The following is a 23,746-nucleotide window of genomic DNA, read 5'->3' on the forward strand; positions in this document are numbered from 1 at the left end:
AGTGGCTGGTGATGATCGTCGATGGCCAACGTTTTCTGAGATTGTAGAAAAAGAAGGTACCTCCAAACGCCGGGTGCAGGATGTGGTCGATCTGGCCATGCTGGTGCCTGATGCTCTGGATGCCATCGATTCAGGCGAACAAACTGATGGCCTGACAATGGACTACCTGATCAAGTCGGGATTCCCGGTGATCTGGTCATATCAACACAAGCGCTTCTCTGCCCTCTGATCTGCCGCCTCTCCGAAACACACCAAACTCGTACCGTCGGAATCGCGACCTGGGACTGTGGTCGGAAATCGACTACTGTTGCGCACACGCTCGGATCTCAGTTGAAGTTGCTGGATCTTAAGCCGCTGAAAACACGCTTTAATCGGCGTGCAACTTCTCGGTATGTGATTTCCGGGAAAATCATGGCTGGGGTGGTAGGATTCGAACCTACGATACACGGTACCAAAAACCGCTGCCTTACCACTTGGCTACACCCCAACGGTGAGCGGCTATCTACGACTGTTGCTTTCAGGGTTCAAGGGCTTTTTTGGACAATTTTGATGTGGATATGCAATTTAGTTTGATGGCGGTTGGATCGTAGGGATGGTCGAATATGGGTCAGGCGATTGTTTGAGGCGAAGCTAGATCTCTAAAACGAAAATCCAACTGGCAATCCTTGGTTTTGCGATCGCGAGATACAATCCGCAATGCGCCACAACTTTCGTTCCTGCGACTGCGTTTCAATAGCACAAGAATTGGAGTAAATTATTGATTAATAGCGATAAAAATTACCTTTATCAGTTGAATGTCTTTGGCTTCGGACCTAGCTAGATAAAGTCCGCTAACCAGCACGAAAAAGGAGCGAGCAATGAAACTGAACCCGCAAGTTGCAGAAGCATTGAATAAGCAGATCAACAATGAGCTCCACGCTTCGTACACCTACTTGGCGATGTCGGCTTATTTTGAAGCGCAGGATCTGCCTGGATTCGCCAGTTGGTTTCGGGGGCATTCTGCCGAAGAGGAAACCCATGCAATGCGTATATTCGACTTTATCGCCAAGCGGGGTGGGAGGGTAAATCTCGACGGCATCGCAAAACCGCAAACGGACTATGAATCACCCGTTGATGTACTGGAGCAGGCGCTGGCGCAGGAGCAAACCGTGACGGGCCAGATCAACGCGTTGTTTGAGCTGGCGCATGAGGTCAAAGAATACAGCACACAGAATATGCTGAACTGGTTCCTGTCCGAACAGATAGAGGAAGAAGACCTGTTCACATCGATCCTGGATAAGGCCAAGGCGGCCAGCGGGGACCGATGGAACCTGCTGTTGTTGGATCAGGAACTGGCCAAACGCGGCAGCGCTGCAGGCGCGGAGTAGCTCAGTCGGCGCTGTCGCGCACGCACGTCATTCCCGAATCTCGGCGGGTTCGACCCCCCAAAGATTGCTTTTCAGGGTCCAGCCCCGATAGCCGCCTGCCGAGATGCGGCACCAATCGGGTGAGCACTTTTCAAGCCGGGCGACGACGCCGGTTTCAAAATGCGCGTTCACCTGCGACTTGGGATCGGGCATCGCGTAAACCGGCAGCAAGTCGGCTTCGATTAGGACTGTCCGCACACCTGAAAGCAGCGCGTAATGCACCCAACCCCCGGCACCGTCGCGATCCTGAACCTTGCGCCAGTTTCCATATTCGGCCGTGATCTGCAGCGGCATGCCACGGCGTTTGAACACCCAATCGATTCGGTGAGTCAGCGAAGGGCCGCGACGGACATTACCCTCGGCGGCTTTCATCGAGACATATCGTGGAAGCGGTAGATTCGTCACTGGACCGCGTTTTTCCTGCGCGGACACGGCCACTGCGCCGAGCACGAGCAGGAAAACCGATATCAACACCACAAAATGGCGATTCACTGAAAAACTAGCACTCACTGCCTGTCTGCTCTTATGCCTGTGGATCGTATGCAAAAAAGGTTGAGACGATGCCCAAGGGGTTCTTGTGCCCCGTGTAATCCTGCGCCACGATGCCATGGCGCGCGGCAGTTTGCAAAGCGGTAGGAGGGTCAAGGTGCCAAGAGAACGTCTGAGTGTTGTCGTTACGCGACGGTTGCCCGAAGCGGTGGAAACACGGCTAAGCGAGCTTTTCGATGTAAAACTGCGTGACACCGACGATCCCATGACTCGCGAAGAGCTGGTGGCGGCAGTGAACACAGCAGATGTGCTGGTTCCGACGATAACCGATACAATTGATGGCGGTATCCTGGGGCAGGCTGGTGAGAAATTGCGACTGATCGCCAATTATGGTGCCGGTGTCGACAATATTGATGTGGCGACGGCGAGGCAGCGCGGGATCCTTGTCTCGAACACACCAGGAGTACTAACTGACGATACTGCTGATATGACTATGGCTCTGATCCTGGCGGTTACACGACGTATCCCCGAGGGGTTAGGTGTGATGCAAAAGGGCGATTGGGCCGGTTGGGCCCCGACGGCCTTGCTGGGTGGCCGGGTCGGTGGTCGCCGCTTGGGTGTTCTTGGGATGGGCCGGATAGGGCAGGCCGTTGCGCGACGTGCCAGCGCGTTTGGAATGCAGGTTCACTATCACAACCGCCGCCGGTTGCGCCCCGAGATTGAACAGGAACTTGAGGCGACCTATTGGGATAGTCTTGATCAGATGGTGGCGCGGATGGACGTCATCTCGATCAACTGCCCGTCGACCCCTTCGACCTTTCATTTGATGAATGCGCGGCGTTTGAAATTGATGAAACCCACGGCCGTGATCGTGAATACATCACGCGGTGAAGTCGTCGATGAGAACGCCCTGACACGCATGATCCGCGCCGGTGAGATCGCGGGCGCTGGTCTGGATGTTTATGAACAGGGCACAGATGTGAACCCACGCCTCCGGCAATTGCCGAATGTGGTGCTGCTGCCCCATATGGGCTCGGCGACGCTTGAGGGTCGGATCGAGATGGGTGAGAAAGTCATTATCAACATCAAGACCTTCGAAGACGGTCATCGCCCGCCAGATCAGGTTGTGCCTGCAATGCTTTAGGCTGTGGCCTGAGAAAAGGGGAACGCAATGGTGCAGGCAACTGCTTTGCCGCGAAACGAGGCCGGGATCGACACGGCGCTGGGAATTTTGAAGCAGAGGTTCGCAGACCGGCTGCAATCTGGTGCTGCGATCTGCGAGCAGCACGGGCACACGACAACGTGGATTGAAAACCAGAGTCCGGACGCAGTCGTCTTCCCGCATTCAACCGAAGAAGTGGCCGATATCGTCAGGACCTGTGCCGAGCACAAGGTGCCAGTCATCCCATTCGGAACAGGCACCTCGCTCGAAGGTCATGTGAACGCTCCTGCTGGTGGCATATCCGTCGATCTGAGTCAGATGAACAAGATATTGGCGGTTAATGTCGGTGATCTAGATTGCGTTGTCCAACCGGGTGTCACCCGAGCCGAATTGAACACCCATCTGCGGGATCAGGGGTTGTTCTTCCCGATTGATCCGGGCGCGAATGCGTCGCTGGGTGGAATGGCCGCGACACGCGCGTCTGGCACCAATGCTGTGCGTTATGGGACAATGAAAGATAATGTGCTTAGCCTTGAGGCCGTGATGCCGGACGGGCAAGTGATCCGCACGGGGCATCGTGCGCGAAAATCTTCGGCGGGTTTTGATCTGACCCGCTTGCTAATCGGTGCCGAAGGCACACTGGGAATAATCACCGAAATCACATTGCGATTGCAGGGTATCCCCGAGGCCATCAGTTCAGCTCGCTGTTCGTTTCCATCGGTGGATGCAGCCTGTCAGGCTGTGATGATGACTATTCAGTATGGTATCCCGGTTGCGCGGATCGAATTGCTGGATCAGATGTCGGTCAAAGCGGCAAACGCTTATTCGGGACTGGATTTGCCAGAAACGCCACTGCTGCTGCTGGAATTTCACGGTTCGGACAGCGGTGCAGCGGAACAGGCAGAGACCTTTGGCCAAATCGCGGAAGAATTTGGTGGCAGCGATATCACCACCACTACGACAACCGAAGAGCGCAACAAGCTGTGGCAGGCCCGGCACGATATGTATTGGGCCAGCCTACAACTGCGCCCAGGCGCGCGGGGCATTTCTACGGATGTATGTGTTCCGATCTCGCGTTTGGCCGAATGTGTGACCTCCGCACAGGATAAGGCCGCTGAATTGGGTTTGCTGGCCCCAATCGTGGGTCATGTTGGTGACGGTAACTTCCATACACTTCTGTTAATCGACATGGATGACGCAAAAGAGGTCGCAAGTGCAGAGGAATTCGTCGGTTGGCTAAATGATCTTGCAATTGCGATGGAGGGCACCTGTACCGGAGAACACGGAATCGGGCAGGGTAAACGCCCCTATCTGGTGAAAGAACTTGGTGCGGCGACAAATTATATGGCGGCGATCAAAGCAGCGCTGGATCCCGATAACATCATGAATCCGGGCAAGGTACTTTGACCGCGATTGTTGGGTTCGGCCATAACAGCGCCTCAATCTTAGGTGAATGATCTAGGAAAGAGCAGTATTTGATTCCGAGGTTATTCATGGGCGCGTTGCGTTTCATTGGGTTTTTGTTGATTGCCGTCGTGGTTGTCGTAGGTCTGGATTATTATCAGCAGGATAAGAAAGTCGAAGGCAGGTTGTCCTTCAACGGATATGTCGACACGATTAATCAGCGGTTCAACTTATATCAGGCGGAGCTAGTCGCGGAAGAAGTTGAACGCGAAAGGCAGAAGCGTTGGCGAGAGGGGGCCAAGCCGTACCTGCCGGATTCGGGCGAAGGCTGGGTGCGTCGTTCGATCGTGGATGCAGATTTTACACGCGATGCCCGAGAAGGTGTTTTGCAGGACGGAATAAGTGAAGCTGCTCGTCCAATTGCAAAAAGAGTTGCTGTGCAAGAGACCGAACAACTGGTCAGAAAACTCGATAATTCTAGTTGGGTCTACGAAAGCGGCGAGCATACGGTCTGGCTACAGGCGAAACTCAGGAAAGACGCTAAATCCAATACACTGACTGGCAACATCGTCAGGTCTGTCGAAGGGTTGGGCGCAGGATCGAGTGGCTACACTCCATTCGGCATAATTGGTGGTGCTGCGTATTTCAGGTTTGAAAACAGCCGATACAAACCCGTCACAGTGAAAAATCGAAAGTTTTGGTCAATGATCACGGCGAGCCTGACGGACCTTGAGGTCGAACCTCGGTTTGAAATCTACAAGGCTACAATCGGACTGGGCGAAGAAATTCGTTTGCAAGTCTATTCCGATGCACCAGCGCCTATGCTGCGAGCGTTTCTGGATCGACTGGATTATGACGGATTGAACGCACTGCTTCAAAAGCAAGTGCCTGGCGTCGGCAACGATACCGTTTTTGATGCTGAACGAGAAAGTGAACTGGCGACAAACATGGCCGCCTTGCGCGGCGAGTTTGTCAAGCTTCGCAGCGAGCTGGCGCGTTTGAAGCTAGAAAACATTGATGGGTTGTCTCTTGTCGCAAATACTTTGGCCGCGCAATACGGTTTGCCGGCAGACACCTTCGACTTGACCGCGAACAGAATCGAATCTGCGGATGATTTGGTTCAGGTCGGATACCGCAAAGGACTGACAGATTTGCTTGAAGACGAGATGCAGCAGGCAGACAGAGATGACGAGGGTTTCTTTGGAAATTTGTTCGCCAAATTCAAAGATCAGGAAACCTCTGAAGAAGTCGCATCTGTAAACGAAAATGAAGGCTTCCTGTCCGGACTGTTGTCAGCCTTTGGTAGCTCTGATTCCGAAGCAGAAACTGCCGTGCGGGTAAACCGAGGCGGTTCCGGAACGGGCATTGATTGCGCAACCACCGGAACGTTCAAAAGGTGCAAATTGGGGGGCGGATAACACGTCAGATCGACTGTTGGAAAGCGACCTGGTGCAACGCTCAGGTCGCTTTTCTTATATCACTGGTCGGATGAATGTCGCGTCGAGCCCCTCAAATGCGCCATATGGTGTCAACTGAATTCAAGGGGAGACACCCGGCTATGAAAACCCAAGTCAAAGCACTGGTCGTTGGCGGCGGCGCCGTCGGGACCTCGATTGCCTATCACCTTGCCAAAGCGGGCTGGGATGATGTGATGCTGATCGAGCGGGACGAACTGACATCCGGTTCCACCTGGCACGCAGCGGGCCTGTTGCCGTTGTTTAACATGTCGTATGCCACGACCCACATCCACAAGTACTCAGTCGATTTCTACAAGACACTAGAGGAAGAAACCGGCTTGAATGCAGGCTTCGCCGTAGTCGGAAACCTGCGTATGGCACAGACGCAAGAGCGTATGGATGAATACATGCTCTATGCATCCACAGCGGAAACTTGTGATGTTGCATATGAGTGGCTGACGCCCGAGCAAATCAAGGAACGTTGGCCTCTGATCGAAACTTCCGACTTGAAAGGCGCGATCTATCACACTGAAGACGGCTACATTAACCCTGCGGACGTGACCCAGGCGATGGCCAAAGGTGCGCGTCAGCGCGGTGTCGACATCGTTCGCAAGATGCAGGCCGATGCGTTCCGCTGGAACGGTACTCACTGGGAAGTCACCTGCACTAAGATGGTCGAAAAGGGCGGCAACCTCATTCCGTCAGATGAGCAGGTTGTGATCACCGCCGAACATGTTGTGACCGCGTCAGGCAACCACGCACAGCGGACCGCGAAAATGCTGGGTATCAAGTTGCCCGCGATCCCGGTCGAGCATACCTTCATCGTCATGGACAAAGACCCCGAGCTGGTCAAATGGCGTGAAGCGGGCAACCCCGAGCATCCAGTTGTGCGTGATGCCGACAACGAGTCGTATGCGCGCGAAGAACGTGGCGGCTGGATTCTGGGTATCTACGAACATGGCGCTCCTGCGCAGTTCGAACACGGCGTGCCGGACAGCTTCCGCGCTGACCTATTCCCGCTGGATCTGGATCGGATCGCCGATCAGTACATGGCGATGGCCGAACGCGTGCCGTCCTGTGCTGAGTCCGGTCTGAAAGACGATTTCAACGGCCCGATCTGCTACACACCTGATGGCAACCCGCTGGTCGGTCCCGCTCCGGGGCTGCGCAACATGTGGCTTGCTGAAGGCTTCAGTTTTGGCATCACCGCTGCGGGCGGCACCGGTTATTATCTGGCTCAGATGATGGTCGATGGCGAAGCCGAGATCGACATGGCTTCGCTGGACCCCAAGCGGTATTCGTCGAACTGGATGACCACCGAGTTCGCGGCGCGCAAGAACGAAGAGTGCTATGAGCACGTCTACATCCTGCACCACCCTGACGAAGAGCGCGAAGCCTGCCGTCCGCTGCGCACCGTTCCGGCCTACGACCGTCAGAAAGCTCGTGGCGCACAGTTTGGCTGGGTCAACGGCTGGGAGCGTCCGAACTATTTCGGCCCGCTGGATGCGCCTGATAACTTCGACAAAGAAAGCCGCAGCTTCCGCCGCGGTGGTTGGTGGCAGTATGCCGTCGAAGAAGCCAAAGCGATCCGAGAAGGCGTTGGCCTGATCGATGCGTCGGCCTTCACCAAGCATGTCGTCAAAGGCCCCGGTGCGACCCAGTTCCTGGATTGGTTCACCTGCAACAAGCTGCCCAAGGTCGGTCGCATCAACCTGACCTACGCGCTGACCGCGCACGGCACCACCCGCACCGAATACACCATCGTCCGCAATGGCGAGAACAATTACTACATCGTCTCTGCCGGTGCCTGGACCGAGTACGACGCCGACTACCTTTGCAAGGCGGCCGAGGACAAGATGGAGGAGTTCGGCTACATCGAAATCCAGGACGTGACCACCCAGTGGGGCGTCTTCGCGATCGCCGGACCCAAGTCGCGTGACGTTCTGAAAGAGGTCATCAAGGACGCCGATCCGGAAACCGCGCTGTCCAACAAGCGCTTCCCTTGGTTGTCGGCCCGTCAGATCGAACTGGGCATGTGCCCGGTCAACGCGATCCGCGTGGCCTATACGGGTGAGCTGGGCTGGGAACTGCACCACCCGATCGAGATGCAGAACTATCTGTTCGACCTGCTGGAGAAGGCCGGTGAAAAGCACGGCATGAAACTGGTTGGTGCCCGCGCCCAAAACTGGCTGCGCCAGGAGAAATCCTATCGCGCCTTCGGCACCGAACTGGGCCGCGACGCGACCCCGCTGGAAGCTGACCTGCCGCGCTTTGTTGATCTGTCGAAAGACTTCTACGGCAAAGCCAAGCTGGAAGAGACCGGCGTGCGCGTGAAGTGCTGCACTCTGCTGATCGACGGACCGGACGATGCCGACCCCTGGGGCCGCGAGGCGCTGTACACGCCGGAAGGTGAGCGCGTGGGTCGTTTGACCTCGGGCGGGTACTCGGTGGCGTTCGAGAAATCCATCGGTATGGGCTACGTCAAGCCCGAGTTGGCGGTCGAAGGCACCAAGCTGCAGGTCAAAATTCAGGACAAGCTGTGGGATGCGGTCGTGACTTGCGACAGCCCCTACGATCCGAAGAACGAAACAATCCGCAAAGACGGCTGACGCTTCCAAGAAATAAGGCGGTACTCACGTAGCACCGCCTACTAAAAGCCCGCTCTCGGTGGGCTTTTTTCATGCGCTTAATTCATCAAAGCAGTCTAGTGCCTTGGCGGCATACATCATGGACGGCCCACCGCCCATCTGGATGGCCATTGCCAGAACGTCCGAAATCTCGTCGCGGGTGGCTCCTGCCTTGGCCAACGCCTCGGAATGCAGGGTAATGCAAGGCTCACAACGTACTGCGATTGACATGCCTAACGCGATGAACTCTTTGGTTTTGTAGTCCAGCGTCCCGCCTTCCTTGACAGATTTTCCCAGCGCCCCGAAGGCACGCGCCGTATCAGGAATGGCTCCGTTAAGGTTACGCAAGCTTTTGCGCGTTTCGTTCAGTGAATCCTGCCAGCTCATTATCACGTCCTTCTTGATACATATGATAATCTGCATATGAATGATGAAGAGCAAAGCAGACTTTGATCCTGATCAGATTCCAGTTTTTTGGGCGACAAATGCCAAGTTGTTCGCAGGCATCTTTACGATTTCGACCAGTTCGAGGGCGTTGTCCTTTAACATAGACAATATATGTGTGTCGTCTTTGTACCCGATCTCAGGGTCTTGTTGGACCAGTGCGTCGTGAAATCGCTGGTCGCCATCGCTTGTCAGGTGTCCGTCACGTTTGAAAGGGCCATAAAGCACCAAACGCCCATCCGTTTTCAGAGCGCACGCTGCTTCGGCAACGAGGGTTTCAGCCTCGGGCAAACTGATCAGGTGCAAGAGGTTGATCAATAAAACCAAATCTTGCTGCGCCATTGTTTTGTGCCAACCCTCCGCAGTTGCATCCAGATGAGCGGCTGCGGCGGTGTTTGGTAAACCCTTGGTGTACGCATCGATGCTGGCGCGCCGTTCGGAGGTGACTTCGCTGGGTTGCCAATGCAACCCGGGCATCCGCTGGGCAAAGGCCGAAATGTGTTGTCCGGTTCCACTGGCCAGTTCCAGGGCCTGACCTGATGACGGGGCGACCCGTGCCAGAAGATCGCACAGCACAACCGTGTTTCGGCTGGCGGCTGGGGCGACGAGTTTGCTGCCGTCGCCCTCGGTGGCGACGCTGGCATTTGGGGGCAGTTTGCGTTTTGACATCGTTACAGCCTACCGGGTGTCAGCGCTTTCACAATCGCCGCATCAAGGCGCGGCGACGCGCCAGTCACAAGATCCGCCACAAGTTGCGAGGCAGCAGGAGCGGTCTGAAACCCATACCCTCCCTGTGCTGCCGACCAGATAAACGATGGATCGGTTGGATCAGGTCCGAGCACCAGCGTGCCATCGGCAACAAAACTACGTAACCCCGCCCAATTGGTTTCTACCCGAGTTACAGTTTCAGTAACCATCGCTTCGTATCGTGCCAGTCCTTCTGCGAGAACCATGTCATCGGCGTAAGCGTCATGGGGTGTGGTTGGGTCCGCCTCGCAAGGCGAGACCAGTAGCTTGCCCGCATCAGGTTTGGCGTACCAGCTCTCGCCTGCGCCCAGCATCATTGGCCAGTTTCGCAGGTCATGTCCGCCCGGTGCGGGGATGCGCGCAATCGATCGACGGTAAGGTGTGATCCCGATGCGGGAAATCCCCGCCATCTGCGCCACCTCATCGACCCAGGCTCCGGCGGCATTTACCAGATTGCGTGCCTCAAAGGATTCTGAGGTTTCGACGGTCCAATGAACCGATTTGCGGATGCTGCTGACCCTCTGACGGGTCAGGACTGAACCGCCATTCTTGCGGACGGTTCGCGCAAAGTCCTGCAGGACGCGATCTGTATCGATATCATATGCGCTATTACTTATGGCTGCATAACCGACAGTTTCAGCATTCAGGACAGGAATGTGTCCGATGGCATCATCCGGCGAAATCTCTTGCACACCAAGATCTTGGGCGTCTTTTTGAAACAGCGCCTGTTGATCCCTTCCGCCAATCAGCATCAGGCCGCGTGGTGTTAGGTACGCATTTGTTTCAAAAAACGCAGCACTTGCCTCGTTCAATGCCTTGACCGAGTTTGGACCGTAACCCTTTTCGAACAGGGCGGCTGAACGACCCGAAGTATGATATCCCAATCCCTCCTCGGCCTCTAACACCGTAACTCTGCCGTGCTCTGACAGGCGCGCACCTGCGCTTAGCCCGGCGACACCGCCACCGATTATCAGAAAATCAATCATGCGTTTTGTTCCGTTTCCGGCCGCCAAGTGATCGAGCCGGTGGTAAGTTGACTGGCGACATTGGCGGACCATGGCACGCGTACTGCCAAACGAAAAGACACAAGCCCACCGCAATGGAAACTTGATCGTAGGCGGCCAGCCTGCTTTTAGTGCAAACAACATAAGATTCGGAGGCGGACGTGAACGCGGCAGATATTCACCCGATGGCAACGGGGCACATTCCGTCATATGTGACACAGGCAGATGGTAGCGACTTCCTCTTCACCTTCATGTTGTTTTTTACCGTCGGGATGGTCGTGCTGATCGGGGTTGCCTACTTCACGTTGCATTCGATCCCGGAAAAAATGGCGCATGAAACCAATCACCCGCAATTCCAATTGGTTGGGATTCTGGCGCTTTTGGCTTTGTTTACGCATAACGGCCTTTTCTGGGTTGCCGCCATCCTTGTGGCTGGGTTCCAGTTCCCTGATTTCGCGGCACCGCTGCGCTCGATTGCCGATGCCATCCGATCTTTGGCGCCTGGGCAGGACAAAGAACACGCTTCACCCCCTCCTGAGCTGGAAACTGAGCCCGAACAATCCAAATCTTCCGAACCGGCAGCACAGGGGCACTGAACAATGATCGAGACGATGCTGTGCGCCCTGATTACCGTGCTTCCTGACTATCTGTTTCGCCGCTTTGTGCAGGGCAAACGGATCGGACACGAGATCACGCTGTTCACCATGTGGTACGAGTTGCGCTGGGGGCTGACGACTTGCGCTATTTTGGCGCTAACCGTTATCACAACGCTGTTTTATTTCCACCCGTCCAGCAAAACAGCGGCTTCCTACTTCCGGACGGTAACGATCCTTCCGCAGCTAGGGGGGCGCGTTTCCGAAGTCTACGTGCGCAACAATGAGCAGGTGACAGCTGGACAGCCGATTTTCCGGATCGAAGACTTCACGCAAACCGCGCAGGTCGAAGCGGCGCATGCACAGATTGCTCAGGTTCAAGCCTCGTTGAAGGTGGCGGAAACCGATCTGGCCGAGGCTGAGGCCGGGATTGCTGGCGCGCGCGCAGCTCTGGATCAGTCGCTCGAGGATCTGGAACGCAATACCACCCTACGTGACGAGGGATCCAGCGCGGTGCGCTTGGCCGAGATTGATCGGTTGGAAAATCTGGTTGCCGAGCGTGAAGCGCAGGTCAAAGCAGCCGTCTCAAAGCGCGCAGCGGTTGTACAACAGATCGAAGAGCTGATCCCGGCCCAACTTGCCAGTGCCAATGCGCAGCTGGATGCGGCATTGACCGAGTTGGACAAGACTGTGGTCAACGCTGGAGTGACGGGCAGGGTTGAACAATTCGGGCTTCAGGTCGGCGACTATGTCAGCCCTTTGCTGCGCCCGGCGGGTATTCTGGTGCCATCCTCCTCCGGACATGACCGATTCCAGGCGGCGTTCAGTCAGCTTTCGGCCCAGGTGGTCAAACCGGGTATGATTGGCGAATTGGGCTGCATGACCAAGCCCTTTACCGTTATCCCGGTGGTTGTCGTCGAGGTGCAGGATGTGATCCCATCGGGGCAGATCAGGCCATCTGATGAGTTGCGGGACGTGCAGAGCAACACTAATCCGGGTTCGATCCTTGTCTACCTTGAACCGCTCTACAAAAGCATGGCCGATGATGTGCCTCCAGGCAGCAACTGTCTGGCGAATATCTATACGGACAATCATGCAAAGCTGGAGGATGAGAGCCTCGGCTTCTGGGAAAAATCGTTCCTGCATGTGGTAGACACGATTGGCGTCGTTCATGCGGCAGGCCTGCGCCTGCGACTGATACTGATGCCGGTGAACACTCTGGTGCTGGGAGGACACTAATTTCACGCCCTAGAAGCTGACCATTGCGGCGTTTCAATCGCTTGAAGTCCTGACCCGACGACAGCTGGGTATCAAAACGCTCGTGGCTAATATTGCCCACGGGCCGATGGTGTTGGGTCTCCAATAAGACTGGCCACCAAGTAGACCTTCGCGGTGCGTGCAGCATTTGCTTTCTTTGAATGCAGCTATGCGGACTTAGCGGCTGTTTAGCGATTTGCTCATGCTTTTGAGAACTCGTTGATGGAGTTCGGTTGGTGCATCCTCAACTGCAGGTCTTTCGACCCATTCCAAATCCAAGTTCAGTGATCCCGCAGGTACGATTTTTCTTGCGATTTCGGGCGGCGTGGTATCGTCAGTCGTTCCATTCTTCCAGTCGTGAAAGGCTGATGAGTATCGAACGATCGCTCCACTGGTCGACAATTCGAGCAATCCGCCCTCGGCAAAGAACATCAGCCCATCACCCATTTCCTCACCAATGAGTTTGAGCCTGTTTCCCAATCGATGTTTGAGGATGGCTACAAACACTATCGCTGCGGAAAACGTGAATTTATCGACAAGCATAACAACCTGCTTGTTTGCGCTTTCTGAGATCGCGTCGATCAAGGGCATCGTTAGAAGAAAGTCGCCACCAGTGTTTCCGCGAACATCAATTAGTAGTGTTTTGTTCGAGGATGCGCGCACGCATTCCACCGCGGCTGAGATGGCTTTAGGCAGCGCATTTTCCTTCGGATCAAAGAAGCTTGGTAACGCTATTGATAGCCCTAGCTCTTGCCAGTCCTCTATCTCTACAAATATCTCGGGTTCCCAGGCTGGATCAGCCTTGCCGTGCTCGTTTCTCGGATAGAGCATCGATCCAGGAACTGTATGTTCATTGGCCACTTTCAGATTGGCTATCCGCCCATTTTCGTCCTGCACACGGAACTCGGTCGTGCCGCCGTTTGACGAAAAACCCAAACGTGCCAAAGCGTACGGCCAAGCCAGTAGAATCGGGCCGATGACCCGTTTCCTTTGGCACGTTCCCGCCAGAAATTTCTCTGCAGTGGCTTCAATCTGGCTCAAAGCTGAGCCGTTGACCGCTATCAACTCTCCTCGCGGTGCGGCTATCTCTGGCGCCGCGTCGATGAATTGAACGGAACGTCCAACGCTCACGAATCTCAGCGGTAGCACCGCGATCGCATCATTCGGGATCAGCCGTGTGTGCCCATTGCCGGGAAGTGCCAATAAACGCATCGCTGACAACAGGAAGGCTTCGACAGAGCCCTCTGAGGCATATTGCCGGGTTTCACCAATACAGTCGTCAATCACGGCCTTTTCGATCTGTCGAAAACTGGGATCGGTCGGCAGGGCAGTTTCTAAAATTTGGTTCAGGTCTTCCGTGAGCGACATGTTTCACGATGCGCATAGCCATTCGTCAATGTCCAGATTGGGCTCAGGGCGACTAAAAAGGCCCGCAAAAACATGCGGGCCTTGTTGTTAGTTTCCGGGTCAGTTTCTACTGCGGGATTTCGCCTTCCAGCCCCTCAACGTAGAAATTCATGCCCGCCAGCGTACCGTCATCGGCGGTCTCGCCTTCGGCCAGCCAGTCACTGCCGTCCTGCTTTTTCAGCGGGCCAGTGAAGGGGTGGTATTCGCCGGCTGCCATCGCGGCTTTCAGCGCCAGTGCTTCTTCTTTAACGTCGGCGGGAACGGCGTCCGAAATCTCACCAATTGCTACCATGCCTTCCCGGATGCCATCCCATGTGTTGGCACTTTCCCATGTTCCGTCCATCACGGCCTGGGTCCGCGCGATGTAGTAGGGAGCCCAATCGTCGATGATTGAAGACACACGCGGGAAGGGTGCGTATTCGCTCATGTCGGAGGCCTGGCCAAAGGTGACAACGTTTCCTGCCTCTTGCGCGGCTGCCTGCGGTGCAGTCGAGTCAGTGTGCTGCAGGATCACGTCCGCGCCCTGTTCGATCAAAACTGTGGCGGCGTCAGCTTCTTTCGCAGGATCGAACCAAGTGTAAGCCCAGACGATCTTGAACTCGACGTCGGGGTTTACCTTCTTGGCGTGGATGTATGCCGAGTTGATGCCGCGGATCACTTCAGGGATCGGGTAGGAACCGATATAGCCGATGATGTTCGACTCGGTCATTTTCCCGGCGATGTGACCCTGAACGGCGCGACCTTCGTAGAAGCGGGCCGAGTAGACCGAGACGTTGTCGGCGGTCTTGTAGCCGGTTGCGTGCTCGAATTTCACATCCGGGAATTTCTTCGCGACGTTGATGGTCGGATCCATGTAGCCGAACGAGGTGGTGAAGATCAGGTCCGCGCCTTCCAGTGCCATCTGGGTCATCACGCGTTCTGCATCTGGGCCCTCAGGCACCGACTCGACGAACACGGTTTCAACCTTGTCGCCAAAGTGCTCTTCCACGGCCAGACGGCCCTTGTTGTGCTCATAGGTCCAGCCGCCGTCGCCCACTGGGCCGACATAGACGAAGCCGACTTTGGTCTTGTCTTGGGCCATGGCCCCCGAGGCCAGACCCAGCGCCATTGCGGCGCTTGCCAAAAGTGTAGTGAATTTCATGTGTTACTCCCCAAGTTGGTTCAGTTGGCCTCGCTTAGTGCGAGGCATGGAAGGTCCGGCCCAATGCGGCAGGTGCGCTGCTCTTGTCGGCCGAAAGGATCACAAGCACAAGGATCGTGATGATGTAGGGCGACATTGCCAGATACTCGACAGGAATGGCAACGCCCGCTGCCTGCAAATTAAGCTGCAACACAGTGATGCCGCCGAACAAATAGGCGCCCAGCAAGACACGCCATGGTTTCCAGCTGGCAAAAACCACCAGCGCCAAGGCAATCCAGCCGACACCGGCTGTCATGCCCTCGGTCCACTGCGGCACGCGGATCAGGCTGATGTAGGCGCCGCCCAAGCCAGCGCAAGCACCACCAAACAGGATCGCCATGATGCGAATCTTGATGACCTTGTAGCCCAGCGCATGCGCCGCATCGTGGTTTTCGCCAACGGCGCGCAATATCAGGCCGATGCGTGTGTATTTCAGCGTGGCCCAGACGGCGGCCGTCAGGGCAATTCCGACGTAGAGGATCGGGTCGTGCTGAAACAGGATTGGTCCAATAACAGGGATATCGCTGATCACAGGGATATGGATTTCACCCATGCTGGGCGGCTTGATTCCTACGTAGCTCTGCCCCATCAGCGCGCTGAACCCGAGGCCGAACAGTGTTAGGGCCAGGCCGCTGGCAACTTGATTGGCCAGCGCCACCTGCGTCAGCAGCACAAACAACAGCGATAGCACCGCGCCACCGATTGCTGCCGCAATAAAGCCCAGCCAGGGCGAACCGGTCTCGACCGAGATTGCGAAGCCGCTGATTGCGCCCACGATCATCATGCCCTCGACACCGAGGTTCAGGACGCCTGCTTTTTCGACCACCAATTCTCCGATTGCGGCCAACAAAAGTGGGGTTGCGGCCACCATTAGCGAGGCGACCAGAAGGACGGGGTTAATTTCACCAAGGTCCATATTACGCTACCTCGCTACGGGCCGCACGAATGCGGTAGTTTGTCAGAAGATCAAATGCCAGCAGGAAGAACAGAAGCATCCCCTGGAATACCTGAATGGCTGCGGCGGGCAGACCCAGCTGAGATTGGGCGATTTCACCACCAATATAAGTCAACGCCATCAGACCTCCGGCCAGCAGGATGCCTACCGGATGCAAACGGCCAAGGAAAGCCACGATGATCGCGGTAAAGCCGTAACCGACGTTGAAATCGATGCTGACCACGCCAGCAGGGCCCGAGACTTCGAACATCCCCGCAAGACCGGCCAGCGCGCCGGCCAGACCCAAACAGAACAGGATCAGGCGGGCAGGGTTTACACCGGCGAACTTCGCCGCACGCGGGGCCTCACCTGTCAGGCGGATGTGGAAGCCCAGCATGTGCCGGTTCAGCAAGACATATGCAAAGATAACAGCGATCAGGGCAGTGACTACGCCCCAGTGCATGCCTGAACCCGCAATCAGCTCGGCATTATACGCGCTGTCGTAGGATTGCAGATTGCGCGAACCCGGAAAGCCGAACCCTTCGGGATTCTTCAGCAGGCCTAGCGAGACCGAGGCCAGCATCTGTTCGGCCACATAGACCAACATCAGCGACACAAGGATTTCATTGGTACCGAAGCGCACTTTCAGGAAGGCTGGGATCATTGCCCATAGCCAGCCGCCAAACGCGCCTGCAATCACCATGATCGGAAAGATGTAGAATGCATCCAGCGGATAGAATGCCAGACCAGCGCCCGCACCGAAAATGGCCCCCATAATGTACTGACCCTCGGCCCCGATATTCCAGATACCGGCGCGGAAGCCTAAAGACAGGCCGATGGCGATCAAAACCAGGGGCGCGCCCTTAACCAGCAATTGCGGCCGATAATAGAAGGCGAACTCGCCAAACAGGGGTTCCCAGAAAATGGTTCCAATAGCCTCGACCGGGTTTTTGCCCAGAATGGCGAACAGTATGCCACCAAAAACCATCGTCGCCAGGACCGCGACCAGAGGGGTGGCATAAGACCACGCCTTGGACGGCTGAGGCCGTTTCTCCAACACAATCATTTGCTCATACCCCCGCGTTTCTCTTTTCTTGTAATTGTTTAGACATGGGCCACCTCCATGCCATGCGCGCCGCCCATCATCAGGCCGATCTCATCGACCGTCAGACCCGTAGTTTCACGCGGGGCGCTTAGTCGTCCTTCGTTCAAGGCGGCAAAGCTGTCTGAGATTTCCATCAGTTCATCGAGGTCTTGCGAGATACAGATGACCGCAGTTCCCTTGGCCGCCAGATCCAGAATGGCCTGCCGGATCGAGGCCGCCGCCGCTGCATCCACGCCCCAAGTCGGCTGGTTCACGACCAGAACATCCGGGTTTTGCAGCACTTCGCGACCAATCACGAACTTCTGCAGGTTCCCGCCCGACAGCGACCGGGCGGCATTTTCAGGACCCGGCGTACGCACGTCAAAGGCGCTAATGATCTTTTCGGCAAAGCTCTTGGTCTCGGACCACTTCAGAAAGCCGTTATTCTCTAGCCCCTCGCGGACCGACCCAGTCAGCAGAGCGTTTTCGGTCAGGCTCATATCAGGGGCAGCCGCGTGGCCCAGCCGTTCTTCGGGCGCGGTCAACACGCCCAGCTTACGCCGCGCGGTCGGGCCGAGTTTGCCGATGGGTTGACCGCTGAATTTGATCGCATCTGCGGTGGTCGGAATTTCGCCAGAAAGCACACCCAGCAATTCATCCTGACCGTTCCCCGCGACACCCCCGATCCCCAGAACCTCGCCCTTGCGGACGGTCATGTGGACGTTGCGAAGCGCGGTTCCGAATTCCGACGGCGACGGCACTGACAATCCGCTGACATCCAGCGCAACGTCACCGAACTCCCGGCCGGAACGTTCAGGTGTCTGCAGGGTCGAGCCCACCATCATCTCAGCCATATCGCGCGCTGAGGTTTCAGCTGGTACACATTCGCCCACATTCTTACCCAGCCGCAGAATCGTGGCGTGGTCGCATAGCGTTCGAATCTCTTCCAGCTTGTGCGAGATATACAGGATCGATGTCCCTTCCGAGCGCAATTTGTTCAGCGTTTTGAAAAGGATTTCAACCTCTTGCGGCGTCAGAACCGAGGTCGGCTCGTCCATGATCAGCAACTTTGGGTCCTGCAGTAAGCAGCGGATGATTTCGACCCGCTGACGCTCACCCGCAGACAGATCACCCACCGTACGGAAAGGATCCAAGGGCAAGCCGTAGGTTTCGGATACTTCGCGAATACGCGACGCCAGATCTCCCATCGGGGGTGGGTTCTCCATCCCCAGAGCGATATTCTCGGCGACGTTCAATGCATCGAACAGCGAAAAATGCTGGAACACCATCGCGATCCCGTCCGCACGTGCGGCGCGCGGTTCAGGCGGTGCATAGGGCTGCCCTCGCAGCAGCATCGTGCCGCTGTCGGGCTTCACCAGCCCGTAGATCATTTTGACAAGCGTGGATTTGCCTGCGCCGTTCTCGCCCAACAGTGCGTGAACTTCGCCTTCACCGATGTCAAAGGACACCTGATCATTGGCCACGACGCCGGGATAGGCTTTGGTCAGCCCTTGCAAGCTCAGAAGTGGAGTGGTCACGCGCTCAGGTCCTTCTTCAATTCGTTCTGTCGGGCGGGGCGTAACAGTTGCGCTGCCACCCCAACGGCGATCATCTGCGGGTGTTTGCCCAAGCCCGGATCGCCGATCGGACAGGTGATCCGGCTGATCCGCTCGGGCGGATGTCCAAGGGCCGCAAGCCGCGACCGGAATCGCGCCCATTTCGTAGCCGAGCCGATAAGCCCCGCAAAGAGGAAATTGTGCGAAAGCAGCCGGTTGCACAGTTCCAGATCCAGATTGTGCGAATAGGTCAGCACCAGATGCTCGGCATCGGTTGGCGCGTGGCGAACCAGCTCGGCGGGTTTTGCGGTCGGAACCGGGGTTACACCGGTTGGAACTACATCGGGAAACCGCTCGGGTCCGGTATCGACCCAGGTGATTGCCAGATCGGGTAGGGGGGACAAAACTTCCACCAGCGCTCGGCCTACATGGCCTGCGCCCCAGATCCACAGATTACGCGTCGGTTTGTGAACGGGTTCGACCATCCAACCTTCGATCAGTTGGGGCTTGGGTGCGACACCCTGTCCTCGCGCTGCCGCCAGCAGACGTTTGACCGATAGCGGCATCTCTCCGCCCGAGGCCGAACGCGCGATGACGGTATCGTCCAGTGCATTCAGCGTTTCATGATCAAATACTTCACTCAGCAATGAAACTGCACCACCGCAGCATTGCCCCATGTCGGGGCCAAGAGCGTGATGCGTTAGTCGGGTGGCGGTGGTTTGGGATCGCGCAGCTTCGGCTGCCTGATACTCCAACGTGCCTCCACCGATGGTGCCACTTTGCCCGTCCTTCCAGACTAGCATCGCAGCCCCCACTTCACGTGGAGACGACCCTTTGATGCCGGCGATGACCACCCGGACAACTGTTCCGTGGGTTTTGACCGCCTCCCTCAAAGCCTCCAAGTCAATTCCCATCAGATGCCTCCCTTCATCTTTTGGACGCCGCGCCAGACTTCTTCAGCCGTGGCTGGTGCATCAAGAGCGGGGTAGACCTCTCCACAGGCCGCGACCGCATTCGACAAGGCCAGCCATGCTGAAATACCCAGCATGAACGGAGGTTCGCCCACCGCTTTCGAACGATAGATCGTGTCCTCACGGTTTTCGGCATCCCAGAGTGCGACGTTGAATACGTCGGGTCGATCTGAGCAGGCGGGAATCTTGTAGGTCGAGGGTGCGTGTGTGCGCAGGTTGCCCGTGCCGTCCCAGACCAGTTCCTCGGTCGTTAGCCAGCCCGCGCCTTGCACATAACCTCCTTCAACCTGCCCGATATCCAACGCCGGGTTCAACGAAGCACCGGCATCATGCAGGATATCGGTGCGCAGAATGCGGTTCTCACCAGTCAGAGTGTCGACGGCCACTTCGGTGACCGATGCTCCGTAGGCGAAGTAGAAGAACGGACGGCCTCGTCCGGCGATCCGGTCCCATTCGATCTTGGGTGTCTTGTAGAAACCGGTCGCCGACAGGCTGATCCGACCCTGATAGACCAGCGCCGCAGCTTCAGCGAAGGTGTAGCGTTCGGCGCCAACCGAAACATGGCCATCAGAGAAGGTGACAGTCGACGGATCGGCCTGATGCCGCTCGGCCAGATAGTCCGCCATTCGATCGCGGATCGTATCGCAGGCCGCCTTCACTGCCATGCCATTCAGGTCACTGCCCGAGGATGCTGCCGTGGCCGAAGTGTTCGGCACCTTGGCCGTGTCTGTGGCGGTAATTTTGACCATCTCCAGCGGGATGCCAAAGCGCGAAGCCGCCACCTGCGCGACCTTCTGGAACAGGCCTTGACCCATCTCGGTGCCGCCGTGGTTCAGATGGACCGAGCCATCCTGATACACATGCACCAAAGCGCCTGCCTGATTCAGGTGGGTCAGCGTGAAGGAAATCCCGAACTTAACTGGAGAGAAGGCGATGCCCTTCTTGATCACGCTGTTCTCGGCGTTCCATTTCGCAATGGCGGCCTTGCGCGTTTCGTAATCGCTGGATTTCAGTAGGGCCTGAGTCATCCCGTGCAATTCGAAATCGCTGACCTCCATTCCGTAGGGTGTGGTATTGCCACCAGCGGGCAGAGGGCGCACGGCGGCGTCCCCGGTTTCGACCGCGCCGCGGCTTGTTAGGTCCTCATGCGGGTCGGGATGACCCAAAGGCTTCTCGGACGGCGTGATCTCGGCAATCGCATGGGCCGGTTCGTAATAGTTTCGGCGGCGCAGTTCCACCGGGTCCAGACCCAGCTCATACGCGGCGTGGTCCATCACGCGTTCGATGCCAACCATGCCCTGCGGGCCGCCGAAGCCGCGATAAGCGGTGGCGGATTGGGTGTTGGTCTTCAGCCGGTGGCTTTCGATCCGTGCATTTGGCAACAGATAGGCATTGTCCGAATGCAGCATCGCGCGGTCGGCGACGGGCAGGGACAAGTCCTGCGCCCAGCCGCAGATGGCGTAGTGGTGGAACGAGACGCCCTGAATATGGCCGTTTTCGTCAAATCCGGCCTTATAGGCGATGCGGAACGCGTGGCGTTTGCCGGTGATGGTCATATCATCGTCGCGGTCATAACGCATCTTGCACGCCTTGCCAGTTGTGCAAGCGGCGACCGCGCAAGCAACGGCCAGCGCATTGCCCTGGCTTTCCTTGCCGCCAAAACCGCCGCCCATACGGCGCGTCTCGACCCTGACGGCGTGCATCGGAACGCCTAACGCATCGGCCACCTTGTGTTGGATCTCGGTCGGGTGCTGGGTCGAGCTGTGAACCAGCATATCCGCGCCTTCATTCGGCACGGCCAAAGCGGCCTGACCTTCCAGATAGAAATGCTCCTGCCCGCCAAGCTCGAATGACCCTTCGATCACATGGGCGGATCCTGCAATAGCCGCATCAGCATTACCTTTGGCATAGATGCGCGGGCCGTCTTCGAACCGACTGTCGGCGGCCAGAGCCTCTTCGACGGTTAGGATCGGGGTTTCCTCGGCATAGTCGATCTTGCCCAAACGGGCCGCCTTGCGGGCGGCCAGATGGCTGCTGGCGATGACCAGAAACACCGGTTGACCGATATAGTGAACCGTGCCGTCCGACAGTAGCGGTTCATCATGGATCGAAGGCGATACGTCGTTGGCGAAGGGCAGATCATCCGCGGCCATAACCATCACGACGCCCTCGGCAGCCTTCACCGCAGACAGGTCCATTGCGGTGATCTTGCCTTTGGCAATCGGGCTGAGGCCAAAAGCCAGATGCAAACTGTCCCTGGGTGTTGGGATATCGTCCACATACCGCGCGGTTCCTGAAACGTGCAGCGGTGCTGCGTCGTGGGGGAGGGGTTTGGTCACGCTCATGCCGATACCTCCAGCACATTGGTCACTTCGCCCTGATCTTCCAGGAAGTATCTTTCGAGCATCGCTTTGGCGGTTTCCAGTCGATAGGTGGCCGAGGCGCGCATGTCCGTGAGTGGTGAATAATCGTCAGCAAAGGCAGGCAGCGCGGCGTCAATCGTCTCGCGCGCCCAAGGTTTACCGACCAATGCGGCCTCGACATGAGTTGCCCGTTTCGGGATGCCGGCCATGCCGCCGAACGCGATGCGCGCCTGCGTGACGATGCCGCCCGAGACGGTGATGTTGAAACACCCGCAGACGGCCGAGATGTCCTGATCGAACCGCTTGCTGAGTTTAAAGGCCTTCAGGCGATCCAGCTGACGGGGGAAGCTGACAGCTTCGACGAATTCACCGGGAACGCGGTCCTGTTTGCCATAGTCGATAAAGAACTCTTCCAGCGGAAGGGACCGGCGGGTGTCGCCTTTGCGCAGATGAAGGGTTGCGTCCAGAGCAATCAGCGCAGGCGGGTTGTCCCCAATGGGCGAGCCATTGGCGATGTTGCCGCCCACCGTTGCAGCATGGCGCACCTGAACACTGGCGTAGCGGCGGATCATTTCGGCGTAAGAGGGGTGAAGATCGGCCAGAGCCTCACCCATCCGATTCATATCGACCATTGCGCCAAAGCGAATTTCATCGTCGGTGATGGTGATTTGCTTGAGATCATCGCAACGGTTGAGGAAGATTACTGGATCCAGATCGCGCAGTTGCTTTGTCACCCACAGGCCGACATCTGTTGCTCCGGCAACCAGTGTGGCATCCGGGTTTTCAGCATAAACAGCTGCCAGTTCATCGGAAGATTCTGGCAGCATGCGCGACGCAGCAGAAAATGCGAGTGGCTTGTCTTTGACCCAGACTGGCACGGGACGGTCCTCGACTGCTTTCGCAGCGCGAATAATCGGTGCATAGCCAGTGCAGCGGCAAAGGTTTCCGGCAAGCTGGGTGTCATGATCCGTGGCGCCCGTCGCATGACTGGCGACCATCGACATGACAAAACCCGGAGTGCAAAAACCGCATTGCGAACCGTGCAGGTCAACCATTGCCTGTTGAACGGGATGTGCTTCGCCATCCGGGCCGCTTGCCCCTTCGACTGTACGAACCGCTTTGCCATGCAGCTGGGGCAAGAACAGGATGCAGGAGTTCAGAGCTTTTGCACCCTCTTCGTCCGTCACCATGACCGTGCACGCGCCGCAATCGCCTTCGTTGCAGCCTTCTTTGGTGCCTGTCAGACCGCGATCTTCACGCAGCCAGTCCAGTAGGGTGGCCGTCGGATCGACATCCGGCAGCTCCACTGTCTCTCCGTTCAGAAGAAACGTGATGTTCATTCGAGAAACCCGTCGCGTTACCCGGTTGCGCCCGTTCGGCCCTCCTTCGATGCGACGTAGAAAGAGTGGCGGGCGGTAGCTTGCCGTCAGATGTTAGAAACAGCGCACCTTATCTGGCAAGAAAAACTGCCTATATGATACACCATTGCACCCGAGTGGCCCATGATTGTAGCGTATGTGTGAAACTTAATAAATTGAAAATAAACACTTTTTGAGAAGGTGTGCGTTCCTGCGCCCGAAGCACCTTCTGAAAAAGCCGAATAATCACCGATGATTTTTTCGGCATTCGATGGTGCCGGTTCCCGCTTTTGCAACGTCGCT

At 56.8% G+C, this 23,746-nt stretch carries 20 protein-coding genes and 1 tRNA gene; 8 read left to right on the forward strand and 13 right to left on the reverse strand.

What is annotated here, in order from left to right; genetic code table 11:
• The first annotated feature begins 1 nt into the window (after position 1).
• Positions 2 to 229: a hypothetical protein gene (locus ACR0AY_RS10350; RefSeq protein ID WP_170512583.1), complete on the forward strand. Its 228-nt coding sequence runs from the start codon at positions 2 to 4 to the stop codon at positions 227 to 229.
• Positions 230 to 412: 183 nt separating this feature from the next.
• On the opposite strand, the gene ACR0AY_RS10355 is transcribed toward ACR0AY_RS10350, so the two are convergent.
• A tRNA-Gln gene (locus ACR0AY_RS10355) sits at positions 413 to 487 on the reverse strand.
• Between the two features lie 370 nt (positions 488 to 857).
• Between ACR0AY_RS10355 and ACR0AY_RS10360 the strand changes: the two genes are divergently transcribed.
• Entirely contained in the window at positions 858 to 1,367 is a 510-nt protein-coding gene (locus tag ACR0AY_RS10360) for a ferritin (protein ID WP_170512581.1), read from the forward strand.
• A 27-nt stretch (positions 1,368 to 1,394) separates the two neighbouring features.
• On the opposite strand, the gene ACR0AY_RS10365 is transcribed toward ACR0AY_RS10360, so the two are convergent.
• The gene (locus ACR0AY_RS10365; RefSeq protein WP_480454200.1) at positions 1,395 to 1,883 is read right to left on the reverse strand and encodes an SH3 domain-containing protein; all 489 of its coding nucleotides are present in this window, start codon (positions 1,881 to 1,883) and stop codon (positions 1,395 to 1,397) included.
• Between the two features lie 169 nt (positions 1,884 to 2,052).
• Between ACR0AY_RS10365 and ACR0AY_RS10370 the strand changes: the two genes are divergently transcribed.
• From ACR0AY_RS10370 to ACR0AY_RS10385, 4 genes are all read left to right on the forward strand, one after another.
• A complete protein-coding gene (locus ACR0AY_RS10370) occupies positions 2,053 to 3,039 on the forward strand; it encodes a 2-hydroxyacid dehydrogenase (protein WP_170392503.1) in 987 nt (328 codons plus the stop codon).
• A 27-nt stretch (positions 3,040 to 3,066) separates the two neighbouring features.
• Positions 3,067 to 4,464, forward strand: coding sequence for an FAD-linked oxidase C-terminal domain-containing protein (locus ACR0AY_RS10375; protein WP_170512580.1), 1,398 nt, complete (start codon positions 3,067 to 3,069; stop codon positions 4,462 to 4,464).
• An 86-nt stretch (positions 4,465 to 4,550) separates the two neighbouring features.
• Positions 4,551 to 5,879, forward strand: a complete 1,329-nt coding sequence (locus ACR0AY_RS10380) for a hypothetical protein (RefSeq protein ID WP_170512578.1) — start codon at positions 4,551 to 4,553, stop codon at positions 5,877 to 5,879.
• Positions 5,880 to 6,019: 140 nt separating this feature from the next.
• The gene (locus ACR0AY_RS10385; protein ID WP_170512576.1) at positions 6,020 to 8,527 is read left to right on the forward strand and encodes a GcvT family protein; all 2,508 of its coding nucleotides are present in this window, start codon (positions 6,020 to 6,022) and stop codon (positions 8,525 to 8,527) included.
• A 69-nt stretch (positions 8,528 to 8,596) separates the two neighbouring features.
• On the opposite strand, the gene ACR0AY_RS10390 is transcribed toward ACR0AY_RS10385, so the two are convergent.
• The 3 genes from ACR0AY_RS10390 to ACR0AY_RS10400 all read right to left on the reverse strand — a co-directional run bounded on the left by ACR0AY_RS10390 (position 8,597) and on the right by ACR0AY_RS10400 (position 10,722).
• Complete coding sequence (locus ACR0AY_RS10390; RefSeq protein ID WP_170392499.1) at positions 8,597 to 8,932, reverse strand: carboxymuconolactone decarboxylase family protein; 336 nt, start codon at positions 8,930 to 8,932, stop codon at positions 8,597 to 8,599.
• 72 nt (positions 8,933 to 9,004) lie between these two features.
• Positions 9,005 to 9,658, reverse strand: a complete 654-nt coding sequence (locus ACR0AY_RS10395; RefSeq protein WP_170512574.1) for a DUF938 domain-containing protein — start codon at positions 9,656 to 9,658, stop codon at positions 9,005 to 9,007.
• Positions 9,659 to 9,660: 2 nt separating this feature from the next.
• Positions 9,661 to 10,722, reverse strand: a complete 1,062-nt coding sequence (locus ACR0AY_RS10400; RefSeq protein ID WP_170512572.1) for an NAD(P)/FAD-dependent oxidoreductase — start codon at positions 10,720 to 10,722, stop codon at positions 9,661 to 9,663.
• A 203-nt stretch (positions 10,723 to 10,925) separates the two neighbouring features.
• Between ACR0AY_RS10400 and ACR0AY_RS10405 the strand changes: the two genes are divergently transcribed.
• Positions 10,926 to 11,336 (forward strand): hypothetical protein, encoded by a 411-nt coding sequence (locus ACR0AY_RS10405; protein WP_170512621.1) that lies wholly within the window; start codon positions 10,926 to 10,928, stop codon positions 11,334 to 11,336.
• 3 nt (positions 11,337 to 11,339) lie between these two features.
• The gene (locus ACR0AY_RS10410; protein WP_170392496.1) at positions 11,340 to 12,572 is read left to right on the forward strand and encodes an HlyD family secretion protein; all 1,233 of its coding nucleotides are present in this window, start codon (positions 11,340 to 11,342) and stop codon (positions 12,570 to 12,572) included.
• Between the two features lie 195 nt (positions 12,573 to 12,767).
• Here ACR0AY_RS10410 and ACR0AY_RS10415 read toward each other — a convergent pair whose 3' ends face one another.
• From ACR0AY_RS10415 to xdhA, 8 genes are all read right to left on the reverse strand, one after another.
• Positions 12,768 to 13,958, reverse strand: a complete 1,191-nt coding sequence (locus ACR0AY_RS10415; RefSeq protein ID WP_170512570.1) for a S41 family peptidase — start codon at positions 13,956 to 13,958, stop codon at positions 12,768 to 12,770.
• 106 nt (positions 13,959 to 14,064) lie between these two features.
• Positions 14,065 to 15,138, reverse strand: coding sequence for a BMP family ABC transporter substrate-binding protein (locus ACR0AY_RS10420; protein ID WP_170392494.1), 1,074 nt, complete (start codon positions 15,136 to 15,138; stop codon positions 14,065 to 14,067).
• Between the two features lie 34 nt (positions 15,139 to 15,172).
• On the reverse strand, positions 15,173 to 16,093 hold the full coding sequence (locus ACR0AY_RS10425) for an ABC transporter permease (RefSeq protein WP_170392493.1): 921 nt from the start codon (positions 16,091 to 16,093) through the stop codon (positions 15,173 to 15,175).
• Between the two features lies 1 nt (position 16,094).
• Positions 16,095 to 17,177 carry an ABC transporter permease gene (locus ACR0AY_RS10430; RefSeq protein ID WP_170392492.1) on the reverse strand — a complete coding sequence of 361 codons (1,083 nt, stop codon included), beginning with the start codon at positions 17,175 to 17,177 and terminating at the stop codon, positions 16,095 to 16,097.
• Between the two features lie 38 nt (positions 17,178 to 17,215).
• A complete protein-coding gene (locus ACR0AY_RS10435) occupies positions 17,216 to 18,733 on the reverse strand; it encodes an ABC transporter ATP-binding protein (protein ID WP_170636097.1) in 1,518 nt (505 codons plus the stop codon).
• A complete protein-coding gene (gene xdhC / locus ACR0AY_RS10440) occupies positions 18,730 to 19,665 on the reverse strand; it encodes a xanthine dehydrogenase accessory protein XdhC (protein ID WP_170512567.1) in 936 nt (311 codons plus the stop codon). The genes ACR0AY_RS10435 and xdhC overlap by 4 nt, the downstream gene beginning before the upstream one ends.
• Complete coding sequence (gene xdhB / locus ACR0AY_RS10445) at positions 19,665 to 22,067, reverse strand: xanthine dehydrogenase molybdopterin binding subunit (RefSeq protein ID WP_170512565.1); 2,403 nt, start codon at positions 22,065 to 22,067, stop codon at positions 19,665 to 19,667. The genes xdhC and xdhB overlap by 1 nt, the downstream gene beginning before the upstream one ends.
• Positions 22,064 to 23,425 carry a xanthine dehydrogenase small subunit gene (xdhA, locus tag ACR0AY_RS10450; protein WP_170512563.1) on the reverse strand — a complete coding sequence of 454 codons (1,362 nt, stop codon included), beginning with the start codon at positions 23,423 to 23,425 and terminating at the stop codon, positions 22,064 to 22,066. Before xdhA ends, xdhB begins: the two co-directional genes overlap by 4 nt.
• Positions 23,426 to 23,746: the final 321 nt, after the last annotated feature.

The organism is Ruegeria sp. A5 (genome assembly GCF_056543005.1).

Excerpts from the sequence above, each read along its gene's own strand:
- ACR0AY_RS10360 (WP_170512581.1), top strand. The coding sequence starts at position 858 with ATGAAACTGAACCCGCAAGTTGCAGAAGCATTGAATAAGCAGATCAAC.
- ACR0AY_RS10375 (WP_170512580.1), top strand. The coding sequence starts at position 3,067 with ATGGTGCAGGCAACTGCTTTGCCGCGAAACGAGGCCGGGATCGACACG.
- ACR0AY_RS10380 (WP_170512578.1), top strand. The coding sequence starts at position 4,551 with ATGGGCGCGTTGCGTTTCATTGGGTTTTTGTTGATTGCCGTCGTGGTT.
- ACR0AY_RS10385 (WP_170512576.1), top strand. The coding sequence starts at position 6,020 with ATGAAAACCCAAGTCAAAGCACTGGTCGTTGGCGGCGGCGCCGTCGGG.
- ACR0AY_RS10390 (WP_170392499.1), bottom strand. The coding sequence starts at position 8,932 with ATGAGCTGGCAGGATTCACTGAACGAAACGCGCAAAAGCTTGCGTAAC.
- ACR0AY_RS10395 (WP_170512574.1), bottom strand. The coding sequence starts at position 9,658 with ATGTCAAAACGCAAACTGCCCCCAAATGCCAGCGTCGCCACCGAGGGC.
- ACR0AY_RS10400 (WP_170512572.1), bottom strand. The coding sequence starts at position 10,722 with ATGATTGATTTTCTGATAATCGGTGGCGGTGTCGCCGGGCTAAGCGCA.
- ACR0AY_RS10405 (WP_170512621.1), top strand. The coding sequence starts at position 10,926 with ATGGCAACGGGGCACATTCCGTCATATGTGACACAGGCAGATGGTAGC.
- ACR0AY_RS10410 (WP_170392496.1), top strand. The coding sequence starts at position 11,340 with ATGATCGAGACGATGCTGTGCGCCCTGATTACCGTGCTTCCTGACTAT.
- ACR0AY_RS10415 (WP_170512570.1), bottom strand. The coding sequence starts at position 13,958 with ATGTCGCTCACGGAAGACCTGAACCAAATTTTAGAAACTGCCCTGCCG.
- ACR0AY_RS10420 (WP_170392494.1), bottom strand. The coding sequence starts at position 15,138 with ATGAAATTCACTACACTTTTGGCAAGCGCCGCAATGGCGCTGGGTCTG.
- ACR0AY_RS10425 (WP_170392493.1), bottom strand. The coding sequence starts at position 16,093 with ATGGACCTTGGTGAAATTAACCCCGTCCTTCTGGTCGCCTCGCTAATG.
- ACR0AY_RS10430 (WP_170392492.1), bottom strand. The coding sequence starts at position 17,177 with ATGATTGTGTTGGAGAAACGGCCTCAGCCGTCCAAGGCGTGGTCTTAT.
- xdhC (WP_170512567.1), bottom strand. The coding sequence starts at position 19,665 with ATGGGAATTGACTTGGAGGCTTTGAGGGAGGCGGTCAAAACCCACGGA.
- xdhB (WP_170512565.1), bottom strand. The coding sequence starts at position 22,067 with ATGAGCGTGACCAAACCCCTCCCCCACGACGCAGCACCGCTGCACGTT.
- xdhA (WP_170512563.1), bottom strand. The coding sequence starts at position 23,425 with ATGAACATCACGTTTCTTCTGAACGGAGAGACAGTGGAGCTGCCGGAT.